Source organism: Nocardioides sp. (assembly GCF_036374615.1).
Taxonomy (GTDB): domain Bacteria; phylum Actinomycetota; class Actinomycetes; order Propionibacteriales; family Nocardioidaceae; genus Nocardioides.
In genome coordinates this window covers 1-15,064 of the sequence record NZ_DASUTK010000097.1, presented here as the reverse complement: position 1 = coordinate 15,064, position 15,064 = coordinate 1, and the positions used below count along the sequence as shown (strand labels likewise).

Here is a 15,064-nt window from a genome sequence, read left to right as displayed (position 1 = left end):
TGCCGCTTCGGTGCGGCTTCGGTCACAGGAGCGAGGGGTGCGGGAGGTACGGCGTCGGCTCCTTCAGCCCGCGCAGCGCCATGAACCCGTGCGAGTGCACCTCGAGCCGCGCCTCCATCGCCAGGTCGACCGCCCAGTCGTTGGCCGGTGAGACGTGCCGGACCTGGATCGGCTGGTCGGGGTCCGAGGCGGCCAGCGCCTCCCACGTCAGGGCCGTGGCCGCTCGGCGGCTGCTCGCGGCCAGCACGACCGGCGAGCCGTTCTCGCTGACCCAGGCGTAACCGGACCCGGACGGGCGGTCGGTCACGATCAGCCGCAGGTGGGTGGCGAACAGCTCGTGGTCCGGCCCGTGGGCCGCCCCCCGGGTCCGCCGGTCGAGCGAGTCCAGGAGGTCGCGGTCGGCGCTCACGCCCTCGCGGACGTGCTCGACCACCGGGAGCAGCGAGCGGTCCACGCGACCCCACAACAGCATCTGCGGGTGGAGCCGGAACCCGGCGGTCGCGTACCGGCGCAGCGCGTGCGGGTCGTCCGACGCGTTCAGCATCCCGCGCAGGCAGCCGCGGCCGTGGTGCAGTGCCGCCTCGAGCAGCGCCCGACCGATGCCCTGTCCCTGCAGGTCCGGCCGCACGGCGTACGACGCCAGGATCCACATCAGCTCGCGCGTCAGGGACGTGGCGAACCCGACCACCTCGCCGTCGTGCTCCGCCACCCAGCAGCCGCCGGGATCGGTGCGCAGCAGGTGCTCGGTCCGCTCGTGCCACCGCTGTGCCCGCTCCGGTGTCCGCGGCGCCGGGTCCGGCCAGGAGCGTGGGAAGGAGCGCAGGTCGACCTCGTAGAACGCCGCCGAGCTGAGCCGTTCGGCGTCGTGGGCGTCGGCGGCCGTCATCGGGCGGATCAGCGCGTCTGACACCCGCGTGAGGCTAGTACCAACGGGTACGGTCCCGCCCATGAGCGGCGGGGTGCGCAAGGTCGGGGTCGAGGAGGAGCTGCTCCTCGTGGATCCGGCGACCGGCGAGCTCCGCGCGTTGTCGCGGCGCGTGCTGCACGAGCACCGGGCCTCCACCGCCGGCCGTCGCGACGAGGCCTTCACGGACCTCGACGAGGAGCTGCTCCAGCACATGGTCGAGACCCGGACCGCCCCGGACACCGAGCTCGCCAAGATCGGCGACCAGCTGCGGGCGGCTCGTCGAACGGCCATCGACGCGGCGACCGCGGCCGGGGCAGCAGTTGCGGCGGTCGGGACCGCGCCCCTCGTGCCGGCCGACCCGCCGCTGAGCGAGAGCCCCCGGTACCAGCGGATCGGGCAGCAGTTCGGCCGCCTCGGTCGTACCTCCGGCACCTTCGGGATGCACGTCCACGTCGACATCGCCTCCGACGAGGAGGCGGTTCGCACGATCGACGGACTCCGGCCTTGGCTGCCCGTGGTGGTGGCGGTGGCGGCGAACTCGCCGTACGCCGACAACGCCGACACCGGGTACGCGAGCTGGCGGCAGCAGGTCTGGACGCGGTGGCCGAGCGCCGGGCCCACGGAGCCGTTCGGGACGCTGGCCGAGTACCGACGCGTGACTGCGGCGCTCATCGAGTCCGGCGCCGCCCTGGACCGCGGGATGCTCTACTTCGACGCCCGGCCGGCAGAGAAGTTCCCGACCGTGGAGGTCAGGGTGGCCGACGTCTGCACCGACGTCGAGGACGCGCTGCTGGTCGCGGCGCTGTGCCGGGCGCTGGTCGAGACCGTCGCGGACCAGGAGCCGCAGACCCCGGCGATCCGCTCCGACCTGCTGCGGGCCGCTCACTGGCGCGCCGCTCGCTTCGGAACCGCGGGCGACCTGGCGCACCCGCTGACGGGCGGCCTGGCTCCCGCGCGCGAGGTCGTGGAGACCCTGGTCGCGGCGGTGGCGCCGGCCCTGGACGCCGCGGGCGACCGGGAGCTGGTGGAGGCAGGCGTCGAGCGCGTGGTCGCCGGCACCGGCGCGACCCACCAGCGGCAGGCGTTCGAGACCGGCGGCGACCTGACCGCCGTCGTGCGCGACGCCGTCGAGCGGACCGAGGCCGCCGCGCTCTGACCATCCGGGCAGGATGAGCCCATGCGAGTCCTGGTCGCTCCCGACAAGTTCGCCGGCACGCTCACCGCGGTCGAGGCGGCGCAGGCGATCGCCGCCGGCTGGTCGCGCCAGGCGCCGGACGACGAGCTCGACCTCGCGCCGATGTCGGACGGCGGGCCAGGCTTCGTCGACGTCATGCGCGAGGCGATCGGCGGGTCACTCGAGCCCGCCGTCGTGGCCGGGCCGTTCGGCGATCCGGTTCCTGCCACCGTCCTGCTCGACGGCGACACGGCGTACGTCGAGTCCGCCCAGGCGTGCGGCCTGGCGCTGAGCGGCACAGACCGGCCCGAGCGGGCGTCGACGTACGGCGTGGGCGAGCTGGTGCTGGCGGCCCGCGACGCCGGCGTGAGGCGGGTGGTCATCGGGCTCGGCGGGAGCGGCACGAGCGACGGGGGCGCCGGTCTGCTCGCGGCTCTCGGCGCCACGGCCGACCGTCCGCTCGACCGCGGCGTGGCCGCCCTCGAGGGGATCAGCCGGGTCGACCTCCCCGACGTGGGGGTCGAGCTGGTGGCCGCGAGCGACGTCGAGAACCCTCTGACCGGGTTGTTCGGCGCAGCCAAGACGTTCGGACCGCAGAAGGGGATCGCAGCGGAGCGGCTGCCGGCGGTGGACGGGATCCTGGAGCAGCTGGCGGTCGCCGCGGGCCGTCGCGTGGCGCTCGAGAAGGGTGCGGGCGCCGCCGGCGGGCTCGGGTACGCCCTGCTGCTGCTGGGGGCAACCCGCGCCTCTGGCCTGGACCTGGTCGCGTCGGCCGTCGGCCTCGCCGAGCGCGCCCGCGCCGCCGACCTGGTGCTGACCGGCGAGGGGGCCTTCGACTTCTCCAGCCGCGCTGGCAAGGTGCCCTACGGCGTGGCGACCGTCGCCGCCGACGCGCTGCGCCCGTGTGTGGCGCTCGCCGGGCAGGTGCTCGTGGGGGCCCGGGAGATGCGCGCGCTGGGCATCGAGTCGGCGTACTCGCTGTTCGAGACGGTGGGGGAGGAGCGCGCGTTCGCGGACCCGTCCGGAGCGCTCGCGGACCTCGCGGCGCGGGTCGCGCGCACCTGGTCGGTCTGAGGGTCGGGATCCTGAGGAATAACCGTCGATGTGCGACCATTGACCCTGAGACAGCGTCCGTGAACCAGGGAGTCATACGCATGACCGAGCAGGTCGAGACCGAGCGCCGCACCGATCAGATCAACCTGAGCCCGGTGGCGGCGGCCAAGGTGAGCAGCCTCCTCGAGCAGGAGGGTCGCACCGACCTCCAGCTGCGGATCTCCGTGCAGCCCGGCGGCTGCTCCGGCCTCCGCTACCAGCTGTTCTTCGACGAGCGCACCCTCGACGGCGACGTCACCACCGACTTCGACGGGGTGACCGTGGTCGTCGACCGGATGAGCGTTCCGTATCTCAACGGCGCCATGATCGACTTCGTCGACACGATCGAGAAGCAGGGTTTCACCATCGACAACCCCAACGCCACGGGCTCGTGCGCCTGCGGGGACTCTTTCCACTGATCTGAATCAGGTGGTTGCCTTCGCGAGGCGCGTCACCCGGTTTCGACACGCTCCGTCGCGGCTTCGTCCCTCCGCCGCGGTCGCTGCTCAACCACCGACGATCGCACCCGCTGGCGCGGTTGCGATCAGTCCAGGTGCAGGTGCAGCGCGCCGGCGAGCCGGGCTGCGGCGTCGCTGATCTTGATCTCGCGCTTGGGGAGGTCGCGCGGGAAGTCCTCGAAGTGGAGGCTCGGCGACGGCTCCGATGCCGCCTTCCGGGCTGCGCGCTCGAGCCGGAGGTTGCGGCCGACCTCGGCGCAGTCGGCCCGCATCTGGGCGGGGTCGTAGGCGCTCACGAGATCGACGCTAGTGGCTACCGAGGGGTATCCCTAGCGATGTCACTCCGAACGGGTCTGGCGGGTAGTGTCCGTGGCGTGTCGCTGCTGATCGCTGGTTCCATCGCCACCGACCACCTGATGAGCTTCCCGGGGAAGTTCGGGGACTCCCTCGTCGTCGACCAGCTCGACAAGCTCTCGGTGTCCTTCCTCGTCGACGACCTCGACGTACGGCGAGGTGGGTGCGCGGCCAACATCTGCTTCGGCCTCGGCAACCTCGGCCTCGACCCGGTGCTGGTCGGGGCGGTCGGGGAGGACTTCGGCGACTACCGCGCCTGGCTGCAGCGGCACCGGGTCGACTGCGACTCGGTGCACGTCTCAGAGACGCGGCACACCGCCCGGTTCGTGTGCACCACCGACTCCTCCGACGCGCAGATCGCGAGCTTCTACCCCGGCGCCATGAGCGAGGCGCGGGAGATCGAGCTGAAGCCGATCGTCGACAGGGTCGGCGAGCCGGAGTACGTGCTGGTCGGGCCCGACGACCCCGAGGCGATGCTCCGCCACACCGAGGAGTGCCGCCAGCGCGGCTACCCGTTCGTGGCCGACCCGAGCCAGCAGCTCGCGTTCGGTGACGGCGACCTGATCCGGCCCCTGATCGACGGCGCGCACATCCTGATCAGCAACGAGTACGAGTCGTCGCTGATCATGCAGAAGACCGGCTGGAGCCGGGACGACGTGCTCGACCGGGTCGGCACCTGGGTCATCACCCTCGGCGCGACCGGCGTCCGGATCGAGTCCGCGGGGCAGGAGTCGATCGAGATCAAGGCCGTCCAGGCGATCCGCAAGGCCGAGCCCACCGGGGTCGGCGACGCGTTCCGGGCCGGCTACCTCGCCGGCCTGAGCTGGAGCCTCGAGCCCGCCCGCGCGGCACAGCTCGGCTGCCTGCTGGCGGTGTACGTCGTCGAGCAGGTAGGCACCCAGGAGTACTCCCTGTCGCGCTCGGCGTTCCTGGCCCGGTGCGCGGCGGCGTACGGCGAGGAGGCGGCCGCCGAGATCGGCGAGCACCTCGTCACCCTCCGCCCCTGAGATCGGGTCCGACTCCCACGAGGGCTCCCGACGTCGCCGTTTGGACACAAACGGCAGCGACACGCCGGGGGACTTTGTCGTTTGTGCCCAACTGGGCTCCCGGAGTCCCATCGATGTTGCCGTTTGTGTCCAAACGGCAGCGACACGCCGACGTCAGCTCAGCCGACGCACCACGAACCGCGACACACCGTCCGCGGCCACGTCCTCGCCGACGTACTCCTGGCCCCGCATCCGGCACCACGCGGGCACGTCCACCCGCGCGGCCGTGTCGTCCGAGACCACGCCGATGGTCTGACCCACCTCGACGTCGGTCAGGTGCTTGCCGAGCTCGATCACCGGCATCGGACACCGTTGGTCGCGGCAGTCGAGCTCGAGGTCCACGCCGCTCACAGCCCCACCTCCGCGCGGAGGTCCGCGACCACCGTCGGCAAGAGGGCGAGCAGCCGGTCGACGTCGGCCTCGGTGGTGTCGCGGGTGAGCGACAGTCGCACGTTGCCGTGCGTGAGCACCCGCATCGCGGCGAGCACCGCGCTCGGCTCCAGGGTCGACGCGGCGCAGGCGGAGCCGCTGGCGACCCCGAAGCCGTGACGGTCCAGCGCGTGGACCAACGCCTCGCCGTCGACGTACAGGAACGAGAACGTGACCAGGTGGGGGAGCCGGTTGACCGGGTCGCCGACCACCTCGGCGTCGGGGATCCGCGCCACGGCGGCCCGGATCCGGTCGACGAGCGCGTGCTGGCGCCGGTTCTCGGAGTCGCGCGAGGCGACCACTGCCTGGAGCGCGGCAGCCGCCGCGAGGGCCCCCGGCACGTTCTCGAACCCCGCGACCCGCTCGTCGATCCGGTCGTCGGCCGGGAAGGGGTTGCGCCACCGCGCGCCCTTGCGCACCAGCATCACCCCGACCCCCGCCGGACCGCCCCACTTGTGGGCCGAGCCGGCGGCGGCCGACCAGCCACCGGGTAGCGGCAGTCGCCCCATCGATGCGCACGCGTCCACGAAGAGCGGTACGCCGTCCGGCAGCTCGAGCTCGCCGACCGGCTGGACCGTGCCCACCTCGTGGTTGGCGCTCTGGAGCGCGACCAGCCCGACACCGGGAGCGTTGGCGCCCTTCACGATGTCGCCGACGTCGCAGCGGCCGTACTCGTCGACGGTCAGCTCCACCGGCTCACCGCCCCACGCGACCGCGTGGCGCACGGCGGCATGCTCCACCGCCGGGTAGACGACCCGGTCGCCGCGCTGGGAGCCTCGGAGCAGGCCCAGCAGCCCGCGGTGGACCGCCTCGGTGCCTGACCCCGTGAACGAGACCTCGTCGGGACGCACCTCCAGGCACTCCGCCACCACCGCGCGGGCGTTGTCGAGCAGCAGCCGCGCCGATCGGCCGCCCCGGTGCAGGCGCCGGGGGTCGGCGTACCCCTGGTCCAGCGCCGCCAGGAGCGCCTCGCGAGCCGCCGGGTGGAGCGCCTCGGACGAGGCCGAGTCGAGCTCCCTCCGGGCCCCCGGACCGGGCTCGGCCGACACGTTCGTCACGCGGCCAACGTACTCGGTGCCCCAGCGGGGAGACGGGCTCCTGATCGGATACTCTGAGGCCGTCCTAGTCCGACCGTGACCGAAAGGCTCGTTCGTGGGTCAGCAACTCAAGCGGCGCCCGCGTCCGGCTCTGCGCCGGGCGGCCGTGGTCGCCCTCCTGGGTGCATTCCTGTTCCTCGCCGGATGCTCGGCCGAGACCCGGCAGGAGTGGGAGAACCTGGCGATGCCGGACCCGGCCTCGGACCAGGCAGAGCACATCTTCTACCTGTGGCGCTACGCGTGGATCGCCGCGCTGATCACCGGCGGGATCGTGTGGGGCCTGATCCTCTTCGTCGTGGTGCGGTTCCGCCGCCGGAGCGACGACGAGATCCCGGTCCAGACGCGGTACAACCTGCCCCTCGAGATCTTCTACACGATCGCCCCGATCCTGATGGTGGTCGTGCTCTTCTACCACACGGTCAACGTGCAGAACGCCGTGCTCGAGGACACCGATCAGGACTACACGATCGAGGTCGTCGGCCAGCAGTGGAGCTGGACCTTCAACCACGTGCTCGACGGAAAGGACGAGGGTCCGGTCGTCTACACCTACGGAACGGGCAGTGTCATCCCGACCCTGGTGCTGCCGGTCGGCAAGACGATCGAGTTCCGGCTCAACTCGCCCGACGTCGTGCACTCCTTCGGGATGACCGGGTTCCTCATGCGGATGGACGTGATTCCCGGCCGCGAGAACTCCTACGAGGTCACCCCCGACACCGAGGGGGAGTACCGCGGGAAGTGCTACGAGCTGTGCGGCACCTACCACTCGCGGATGATGTTCAACGTCGAGGTCGTCAGTGAGGACGAGTACCTCGCCTACCTCGACGAGCTCGAGGCGAAGGGCAACTACTCCGAGGAGCCGTTGCTCGGCGGCAACTACGTGAACGACCCGGTGGGACTTGAGGAGTTCGAGGAGGAGGGGCAGTGAGCGCCGCGACCACGACCGCCACCGGCGAGCAGCAAGCCCGGAAGTCACTGGGGCAGAAGCTGGTCAAGGTCATCACCACGACCGACCACAAGGTGATCGGCAAGCTCTATCTCGGAACGTCGTTCGCCTGGTTCGTGGCCGCCGGCGTGATGGCGCTGCTGATCCGTGCCGAGCTCGCCAACCCCGGCATGCAGGTCGTCAACGACGAGTTCTACAACCAGCTGTTCACGATGCACGGCACGATCATGCTGCTGCTGTTCGCGACGCCGTTGTTCTTCGGCTTCGGCAACGTGATCATGCCGCTGCAGATCGGCTCTCCGGACGTAGCCTTCCCACGGCTGAACATGTTCAGCTACTGGCTGTTCCTGTTCGGCGGCCTGATCGCAGGGTCGGGCTTCATCACACCGGGTGGCGCCGCGTCGTTCGGCTGGTTCGCCTACACCCCGCTGTCCGACGCGATCCGATCGCCCGGCATCGGCGGCGACCTGTGGGTCATGGGCCTGTGGATGGCCGGTCTGGGCACCATCCTGGGCGCGGTCAACTTCATCACCACGATCATCTGCATGCGTGCCCCCGGCATGACCATGTTCCGGATGCCGATCTTCGTGTGGAACACGATGATCACCAGCCTGCTGGTGCTGATCGCGTTCCCGATCCTGGCCGGCGCGCTGCTGTCGCTGGAGGCTGACCGACTGCTCGGAGCCCACGTCTTCGACCCGTCGCACGGCGGCCCGATCCTGTGGCAGCACCTGTTCTGGTTCTTCGGCCATCCCGAGGTCTACATCATCGCGCTGCCGTTCTTCGGGATCGTCACGGAGATCCTGCCGGTCTTCAGCCGCAAGCCGATCTTCGGCTACATCGGTCTGGTCGGCGCGACTCTCGGCATCGCGATCCTCTCCGCCGCCGTGTGGGCGCACCACATGTTCGTCACCGGCGCCGTGAACCTCCCGTTCTTCTCGGGGATGACGTTCCTGATCGCCGTACCCACGGGTGTGAAGTTCTTCAACTGGATCGGCACGATGTGGGGCGGATCACTGCGCATGGACACGCCCATGCTGTGGTCCGTCGGGTTCCTCACCACGTTCCTCTTCGGCGGCCTGACCGGCATCATCCTGGCGAGCCCGCCGCTCGACTTCGCGGTGTCCGACTCGTACTTCGTCGTCGCGCACTTCCACTCTGTGGTGTTCGGGACCGTGGTGTTCGCGATGTTCGCCGGCTTCTACTTCTGGTGGCCGAAGATGACCGGCCGGATGCTCGACGAACGGCTCGGCAAGCTCCACTTCTGGATGCTGTTCGTCGGCTTCCACACCACGTTCCTCGTGCAGCACTGGCTCGGTGTCCAGGGCATGCCCCGGCGGATCGCCGACTACCTGCCCGACGACGGCTTCACGTTCCTGAACCAGGTGTCGTCGGTGGGTGCCTTCCTGCTCGGCCTCTCGATGGTGCCGTTCCTGTACAACGTCTACATCTCGCGTCGCAGCAAGCTGGTCGCGGTCGACGACCCGTGGGGCTGGGGTCGCTCCCTGGAGTGGGCCACGAGCTCTCCGCCGCCGCGCCACAACTTCGTGTCGATCCCGCGGATCCGCTCGGAGTCGCCGGCCTTCGACCTCCACCACCCGGAGATCGCGGCGATCGAGCTCGAGCAGAACGAGGCGGAGCGCGAGGGTCGACTGGCCGACGCACCGGACGTGGAGGGGCGCGAGGACTTGCTGTCCGAGCGGACCGACACCGAGGGAGAGAACCGATGAGGGCCGAAGCCTGGATGTTCGGGGCCACCACCGCGTTCTTCCTGCTGGTGAGCCCGGCGTACTGGTTCATCACCTACGACTGGACCGGCACGTCCGCGCTGACCATGACGACGCTGCTCGCCGCGATGGTGACGCTGTACCTCGGGTTCCATGCGGCCCGGATGGATCCCCGCCCCGAGGACCTCAAGGACGCCGAGATCGCCGACGGCGCGGGGGAGCTGGGGTTCTTCCCGCCGTACTCCTGGTGGCCGCTGTGGTGCGCCCTCACGCTCGGGACGATCGTGTACGCCGTCGCGCTGGGCGCGTGGTGGCTGGTCATCATCGGCGGCGCGCTGGGCGCCATCGCACTGAGCGGCTGGATCTTCGAGTACTACCGCGGTGAGCACGCTCACTGAGCGGTTTCCGCGCCACCCCTGGGCGTCGATGCGGATCTCCTGGGTGTCCTCCTTTACCCTGATCGCGTGTTGCGACTCGGAGTTGTTGCCCTGACGCTGAGCTGCGCCGCGCTCGCCGGCTGCAGCGCGGCGACGCCTGCCGACACCGACGCGCCCCCGGACTCGGGGTCCGAGGCGGTCGCGGACGAGCAGGAAGCCGAACCGGTCACCATCACCACCAGCGTGCGCGGCCGCAACGTGGCCGTGGACCAGCGGGTCGAGGTGATCGCCAGCGGCGGCACCCTGCGCAAGGTCGCGGTCACCTCGCCCGCCGGAGCGCTCCCAGGGAAGCTGACCGACAACCGCACCGGCTGGTTGGCCAGCGGGCGGCTCGAGCCCGGCACGTCGTACGCCGTGAAGACGGTGGCCGAGCGCAGCGACGGCGAACGGGTCGTCAAGAAGTCCTCGTTCAGCACCGAGGACCTCACCCTCGACGAGCAGACCTACGCCTCCGTCGCCCCGCTGGACGGGGAGACCGTCGGCATCGGCATGCCGGTCGTGGTCACCTTCGACGTCCCGGTCACCGACCGGGCCTCGATGGAGCGCCACATGAAGGTGACCAGCACCCCGCAGCAGAAGGGGTCCTGGTACTGGCTGAGCGACACCCTGGCCCACTGGCGGCCCAAGTCGTACTGGAAGGCCGGCAGCCACGTCGAGGTCGACCTCGACATCAACAGCGTCAACGCCGGCGGCGGCATCTACGGCCAGGAGAACCGGCAGGTGCAGTTCGACATCGGTGACGCCCACGTCTACAAGGTCAACGCCCAGACCCACCAGATGCAGGTCTTCAACAACGGGTCGCTGATCCGCACGATCCCGATCACCACCGGCAAGGCAGGGTTCACCACCCGGTCCGGCACGAAGGTGATCATGGAGAAGTTCCTCGAGAAGCGGATGAACTCCGAGACCGTCGGCATCAGCCAGAACGACCCGGAGTACTACGACCTCGACGACGTCAAGTACGCCATGCGCGTCACGAACTCCGGCGAGTTCATCCACGCCGCACCGTGGTCCGAGGCCTCCCAGGGCTCGGCGAACGTCAGCCACGGCTGCACCGGTCTCAGCACCGAGAACGCCGCCTGGCTCTACAACCTCACGCTCCGGGGTGACGTCGTCGAGTACACCGGCACCGACCGCTGGATGACCCTCGACAACGGCTACGGCGACTGGAACCTCCCCTTCGCCGAGTACCGCAGCGGCTCCGCCCTCACCTGACCCGCTTCAGCCCGGAACTTGGGTGGTCGAGCCGGGCGGAGGGCTAGCGGAGCCCGTGTCGAGACCACCGCAGGCGTGGAGGGGTCTCGACACGGCCTCGCTCGTCCCTCGCGAGTCCGGCTCGACCACCTGACCTGGGAGTCGAGCCCAAGCTTTAGGCGGTCGAGCCGGGCGGAGCGCCAGCGGAGCCGGTGTCGAGACCACCGGAGCGTGCCTCGGACGACGCACGCCACGTGCGACAGCGCGCGAACTCGTGCAGGTCCTCCCAGCGCTGCTCGATCAGAGCGAGTCGCTTGCCGCGGGACCAGTTCTGGATCTGCTTCTCACGGTTGAAGGCGTCGTCGATCCGGTCGAACTCCTCGACGTAGAGCAGCTGCACCGGACGCCGATGCCTGGTGTACGCCGCGCCGAGACCCTCGTTGTGCTCCCACAAGCGCCGCTCGAGGTCGCGGGTGCTGCCGACGTACAGGGAGCCGTCGGAGCATTCCACGATGTACATGTATCCAATTGCCATCCGGGCAGTCTGCGGTCTTGTCGATGACCGGAGAACGTGACGCATCGACGTCGGTGGATGACGCGGTTCGAAGCGAGCTTGTGGTCTCGACACGGCCTCGCTCGTTCCTCGCGAGTCCGGCTCGACCACCTGACCGCTGGCGGACCCTCTTGGGAAAAGGTCGTGCCCCCGCGACTCAGGCGAGTCGCGGGGGCACGATCGGACGTGACTCAGTGGCCGCCGCGGAGAGCCTCCTCGTCGACGGTGTGGTGACCGTCGAACTGGTGGCCGTCGGCTGGGTGGTCGAGGCCGGACTGCAGCTCGTGCTCGTGCTCGGCGTGGGCGTGGCCCTCCTCGAGCTCAGCCCTGGTCGGCTTCTGCACGTTGTGGCCGAACCAGCCGGCCGACAGCCGGGCGCGGAGCGCCTCGAGCCGACCGCCGGGCGCGGCGACGCCGTTCTCGTCGGTGGCCGTGCTCGGCACGTACGGTTGGTCGCGGTCGCGCGAGGTGAGCGTGAACGCGCGGGTGTCGGCGATCGGCAGGTGGCGCTCGGAGTAGCCACCCTCGGGGGACCGCATGATGACGCCGGTCTCGTAGCCGTGCAGCAGCCGGTCGTTGTCGGCCCGCTGGAGCGAGATGCACCAGCGTCGCGTGATGAAGAACGCGACGACCGGTCCGATGAAGACCGCAGCCCGCAGGAAGTACGTGATCTGGTTGATGCTGAGGTCGAAGGTGATCGCGAGGATGTCGTTGCCACCCGCGGCCCACATCAGGCCGTAGAACGTCATGAGAGCGACCATCAGGGCGGTGCGCGTGGGTGCGTTGCGCGGACGCTCGAGCAGGTGGTGCTCACGCTTGTCGCCGGTGATCCACTGCTCGAGGAACGGCAGCAGCAGCAGGATCGTGAACGCGAGCCCCGGCAGCACGATGATCGGCAGGAACACGTTCCACGAGAGCGTGTAGGGGCCGATCGTGCTTTCCCAGCCCGGCATGATCCGCAGCGCCCCGTCGGGCCACCCCATGTACCAGTCGGGCTGCGATCCGGCCGTCACCTTGGACGGATCGTAGGGACCGTACTTCCAGACCGGGTTGATCGTCATCAGCGCACCCATCAGCGCGGTGACGCCGAAGACGATGAAGAAGAAGCCGCCGGCCTTGGCCGCGTAGACGGGCATCAGCGGGTAGCCCACGACGTTCTGCTCGGTCCGGCCGGGACCGGGCCACTGCGTGTGCTTGTGGTACACGAGCAGCAGCATGTGCGCCGCCACCAGCGCCAGCAGGATCCCGGGGATCAGCAGGATGTGGACGACGTACAGGCGCGGGATGATCGACTCGCCCGGGAACTCGCCGCCGAAGAGGAAGAACGACATGTACGTGCCCACGACCGGCATCGACTTCATGAAGCCGTCGGCCGCACGGATGCCGGTGCCGGACAGCAGGTCGTCAGGCAGCGAGTAGCCGGTGAAGCCCTCGAGCGTGCCGAGCAGCAGCAGCAGGCAGCCGATCACCCAGTTGATCTCGCGCGGCTTGCGGTGCGCGCCGGTGAAGAAGACGCGCATCAGGTGCACCATCATCGCGGCGATGAAGAGCATCGCCGACCAGTGGTGCATCTGCCGCATCAGCAGACCCCCGCGCACGTCGAAGGAGATGTTCAGCGTGGTCGCGAACGCCTCGGACATGTGGATGCCGCGCAGCTGGTCGTAGGAGCCCTGGTAGGTCACCTCGGTCATGCTGGGGGTGAACCACAGTGTGAGGAACGTCCCCGTCAGCAGCAGGACGATGAAGCTCCACAACGCGATCTCACCGAGCATGAACGACCAGTGCTCGGGGAAGACCTTGCGGACCATCTTCTTCTGGGACGCGGCGAGGCCGAGCCGGTCGTCCGCCCACGACGCGATGGCGCCGATCGGGCTCGGCTTCTTGGCGGTGGCCGCCTGGTCCACGTTGGACTTGGCCACCTTGCTGGTGTCGATGCTCATCGCGAGTCACGCTCCCAGAAGCTCGGTCCGACCGGTTCGTCGAAGTCACTGCGTGCTACGAGGTACCCCTCTGAGTCTACGTCGAGCGGCAGCTGCGGCAGCGGGCGCGCGGCCGGGCCGAACACCACGCGCGCGGCGTCGGCCAGGTCGAAGGTCGACTGGTGGCAGGGGCACAGCACGTGGTGGGTGGTGCGCTCGTAGAGCGAGATCGGGCACCCGACGTGGGTGCAGATCTTGGAGTAGCAAAGGATGCCCTCGACCCCCCAGTCGTCGCGGCCCTCGCCAGGCGTGATCTCCTCCGGCTCGATCCGGACCAGGATCACGGCGCCCTTCGCCTTCTCCCGCTGCAGCTCGGCGCCCTCGATCAGCGGCTCACCGTTCTCGTCGACCTCGAAGAGCGCGGCCGGCTCGGCGTTGATCAGGTCGCCGAACTGCATGTCAGAGGCACGGATCGGGGTGCCGGTCACGTCCCGCACGACCCGCATCCCCTCGTCCCAGATCGTGCTCTTCAGCTTGTCGCCGGGCAGCGGGCCGAGGTCGCGCAGCAGGACGATCGGCACCGGCAGGGCGAGCACGCCGAGCGCGCCCAGCAGGGTGTTGCGGACCAGGGGCCGGCGGGCGATGCCGGTCTCCTCGAGGCCGGTGTTGAACCCGGAGACCGTGACCTCGCGGTCCTCGGGCGAGGAGGCGATCGGGTGGCGTGCCTCGACCAGCGCGACGTCCGACATCAGCTTGCGGCTCCAGTGGATGGCACCCATGCCGCCGAACAGCAGCGCCCCGCCGAGCGTCAGGCCTAGCGCGAGGTGTGAGGCGCCGAAGCCGCCGACGGTGGTGACCACCTCGCCGATGTCGAAGACGAAGTAGGAGACGACGAACAGCACCGAGCACAGCCCCGAGAGAGCGAAGAACGTCGCCACCTGCCGCTCGGCGCGCTTCTCCAGACGCTCGTCGACGTCCGTGGGCCGCCACTTGTGCGGCGGGTGGCCCGGATCCGGGACCGGGTCGGCGTCCGGCGTACGGGCGCCGACCGGCTCGAGTTCCTGTCCGTCGTGGGAGCTCATGCGTCCACCTTCTGCTTGTTCGAACGCGTGCCGTGGGAGGCGATCCAGACGGCGAAGCCGACCAGGACGCCGATTCCCACGATCCAGGTGAACATGCCCTCGGCGACCGGGCCCAGGCCGCCCAGGCCGAACCCGCCGTAGTCGGGGTTCTCGTCGAGCGACTGCAGGTAGGCGATGACGTCGCGCTTCTCCTCCGGCGTGAGGTTGCCGTTGGCGAACGAGGGCATGGTCTGGGGGCCGGTCAGCATCGCCTCGTAGACATAGCGAGGTTCGACGCCGAGGATCTTGGGTGCGTAGCCACCGCGCGGCATCGCACCGCCGGAGCCGGTGTAGTTGTGGCACGCGGTGCAGTTCGTGAGGAAGATCTGCCCACCACGGGAGATGGCTTCCTGCCGCTCCTCCTCGCTGAGACCCTCGAGGCTGTAGTCGGACTCGTCGGGCACGGCGGGGCCGGGGCCGAGCGAGGCGACGTACGCCGCCAGCGCGTCGATCTCGTCCTGCGAGAAGACCCGCTGCTTGCGGGGCAGCTGCTGACCCGGCTGGGCGGCCGGCATCCGGCCGGTTCCGACCTGGAAGTCGACCGCGGCGGCGCCGACGCCGACCAGCGAGGGGCCTAGCTGGTTGCCGTCCTGCGTGCGGACGCCCTCGCCGT

16 protein-coding genes are annotated in these 15,064 nt (G+C 70.0%); 8 read left to right on the top strand and 8 right to left on the bottom strand.

Annotation, left to right across the window (positions count from 1 at the left end; all coding sequences use genetic code 11):
* Positions 1-22: 22 nt before the first annotated feature.
* Entirely contained in the window at positions 23-910 is an 888-nt protein-coding gene (locus VFZ39_RS07815) for a GNAT family N-acetyltransferase (protein ID WP_330865174.1), read from the bottom strand.
* Between the two features lie 37 nt (positions 911-947).
* Between VFZ39_RS07815 and VFZ39_RS07810 the strand changes: the two genes are divergently transcribed.
* The 3 genes from VFZ39_RS07810 (at position 948) to erpA (ending at position 3,592) form a co-directional block, all read left to right on the top strand.
* A complete protein-coding gene (locus VFZ39_RS07810) occupies positions 948-2,063 on the top strand; it encodes a carboxylate-amine ligase (RefSeq protein ID WP_330865173.1) in 1,116 nt (371 codons plus the stop codon).
* 21 nt (positions 2,064-2,084) lie between these two features.
* Positions 2,085-3,155: a glycerate kinase gene (locus tag VFZ39_RS07805; RefSeq protein WP_330865172.1), complete on the top strand. Its 1,071-nt coding sequence runs from the start codon at positions 2,085-2,087 to the stop codon at positions 3,153-3,155.
* A gap of 80 nt (positions 3,156-3,235) precedes the next feature.
* Positions 3,236-3,592 carry an iron-sulfur cluster insertion protein ErpA gene (gene erpA / locus VFZ39_RS07800; protein WP_330865171.1) on the top strand — a complete coding sequence of 119 codons (357 nt, stop codon included), beginning with the start codon at positions 3,236-3,238 and terminating at the stop codon, positions 3,590-3,592.
* A gap of 125 nt (positions 3,593-3,717) precedes the next feature.
* Here the strand turns inward: erpA and VFZ39_RS07795 are convergent, their stop codons facing one another.
* A complete protein-coding gene (locus VFZ39_RS07795; protein ID WP_330865170.1) occupies positions 3,718-3,927 on the bottom strand; it encodes a hypothetical protein in 210 nt (69 codons plus the stop codon).
* Between the two features lie 78 nt (positions 3,928-4,005).
* Here VFZ39_RS07795 and VFZ39_RS07790 point away from each other — a divergent pair, with 78 nt between their 5' ends.
* Positions 4,006-4,992: a carbohydrate kinase family protein gene (locus VFZ39_RS07790; RefSeq protein ID WP_330865169.1), complete on the top strand. Its 987-nt coding sequence runs from the start codon at positions 4,006-4,008 to the stop codon at positions 4,990-4,992.
* Between the two features lie 153 nt (positions 4,993-5,145).
* Here the strand turns inward: VFZ39_RS07790 and VFZ39_RS07785 are convergent, their stop codons facing one another.
* A complete protein-coding gene (locus tag VFZ39_RS07785) occupies positions 5,146-5,382 on the bottom strand; it encodes a sulfurtransferase TusA family protein (RefSeq protein ID WP_330865168.1) in 237 nt (78 codons plus the stop codon).
* Positions 5,379-6,518 (bottom strand): cysteine desulfurase family protein, encoded by a 1,140-nt coding sequence (locus VFZ39_RS07780; RefSeq protein ID WP_330865167.1) that lies wholly within the window; start codon positions 6,516-6,518, stop codon positions 5,379-5,381. Before VFZ39_RS07780 ends, VFZ39_RS07785 begins: the two co-directional genes overlap by 4 nt.
* Positions 6,519-6,612: 94 nt before the next feature.
* Here VFZ39_RS07780 and coxB point away from each other — a divergent pair, with 94 nt between their 5' ends.
* From coxB to VFZ39_RS07760, 4 genes are all read left to right on the top strand, one after another.
* The gene (gene coxB / locus VFZ39_RS07775) at positions 6,613-7,482 is read left to right on the top strand and encodes a cytochrome c oxidase subunit II (RefSeq protein WP_330865166.1); all 870 of its coding nucleotides are present in this window, start codon (positions 6,613-6,615) and stop codon (positions 7,480-7,482) included.
* Positions 7,483-7,529: 47 nt separating this feature from the next.
* Complete coding sequence (gene ctaD / locus VFZ39_RS07770; RefSeq protein ID WP_414690273.1) at positions 7,530-9,230, top strand: cytochrome c oxidase subunit I; 1,701 nt, start codon at positions 7,530-7,532, stop codon at positions 9,228-9,230.
* Complete coding sequence (locus VFZ39_RS07765) at positions 9,227-9,625, top strand: cytochrome c oxidase subunit 4 (protein ID WP_330865164.1); 399 nt, start codon at positions 9,227-9,229, stop codon at positions 9,623-9,625. The genes ctaD and VFZ39_RS07765 overlap by 4 nt, the downstream gene beginning before the upstream one ends.
* 66 nt (positions 9,626-9,691) lie before the next feature.
* Positions 9,692-10,879, top strand: a complete 1,188-nt coding sequence (locus VFZ39_RS07760) for a L,D-transpeptidase (RefSeq protein WP_330865163.1) — start codon at positions 9,692-9,694, stop codon at positions 10,877-10,879.
* Between the two features lie 154 nt (positions 10,880-11,033).
* On the opposite strand, the gene VFZ39_RS07755 is transcribed toward VFZ39_RS07760, so the two are convergent.
* The 4 genes from VFZ39_RS07755 to VFZ39_RS07740 all read right to left on the bottom strand — a co-directional run.
* Positions 11,034-11,393, bottom strand: a complete 360-nt coding sequence (locus VFZ39_RS07755) for a GIY-YIG nuclease family protein (RefSeq protein WP_330865162.1) — start codon at positions 11,391-11,393, stop codon at positions 11,034-11,036.
* Between the two features lie 209 nt (positions 11,394-11,602).
* Positions 11,603-13,351 carry a cytochrome b gene (locus tag VFZ39_RS07750; protein WP_330865161.1) on the bottom strand — a complete coding sequence of 583 codons (1,749 nt, stop codon included), beginning with the start codon at positions 13,349-13,351 and terminating at the stop codon, positions 11,603-11,605.
* On the bottom strand, positions 13,348-14,412 hold the full coding sequence (locus VFZ39_RS07745; protein WP_330865160.1) for a ubiquinol-cytochrome c reductase iron-sulfur subunit: 1,065 nt from the start codon (positions 14,410-14,412) through the stop codon (positions 13,348-13,350). Before VFZ39_RS07745 ends, VFZ39_RS07750 begins: the two co-directional genes overlap by 4 nt.
* On the bottom strand, positions 14,409-15,064 hold a 656-nt coding region (locus tag VFZ39_RS07740; RefSeq protein ID WP_330865159.1), incomplete at its 5' end, for a c-type cytochrome. The genes VFZ39_RS07745 and VFZ39_RS07740, both read right to left, overlap by 4 nt.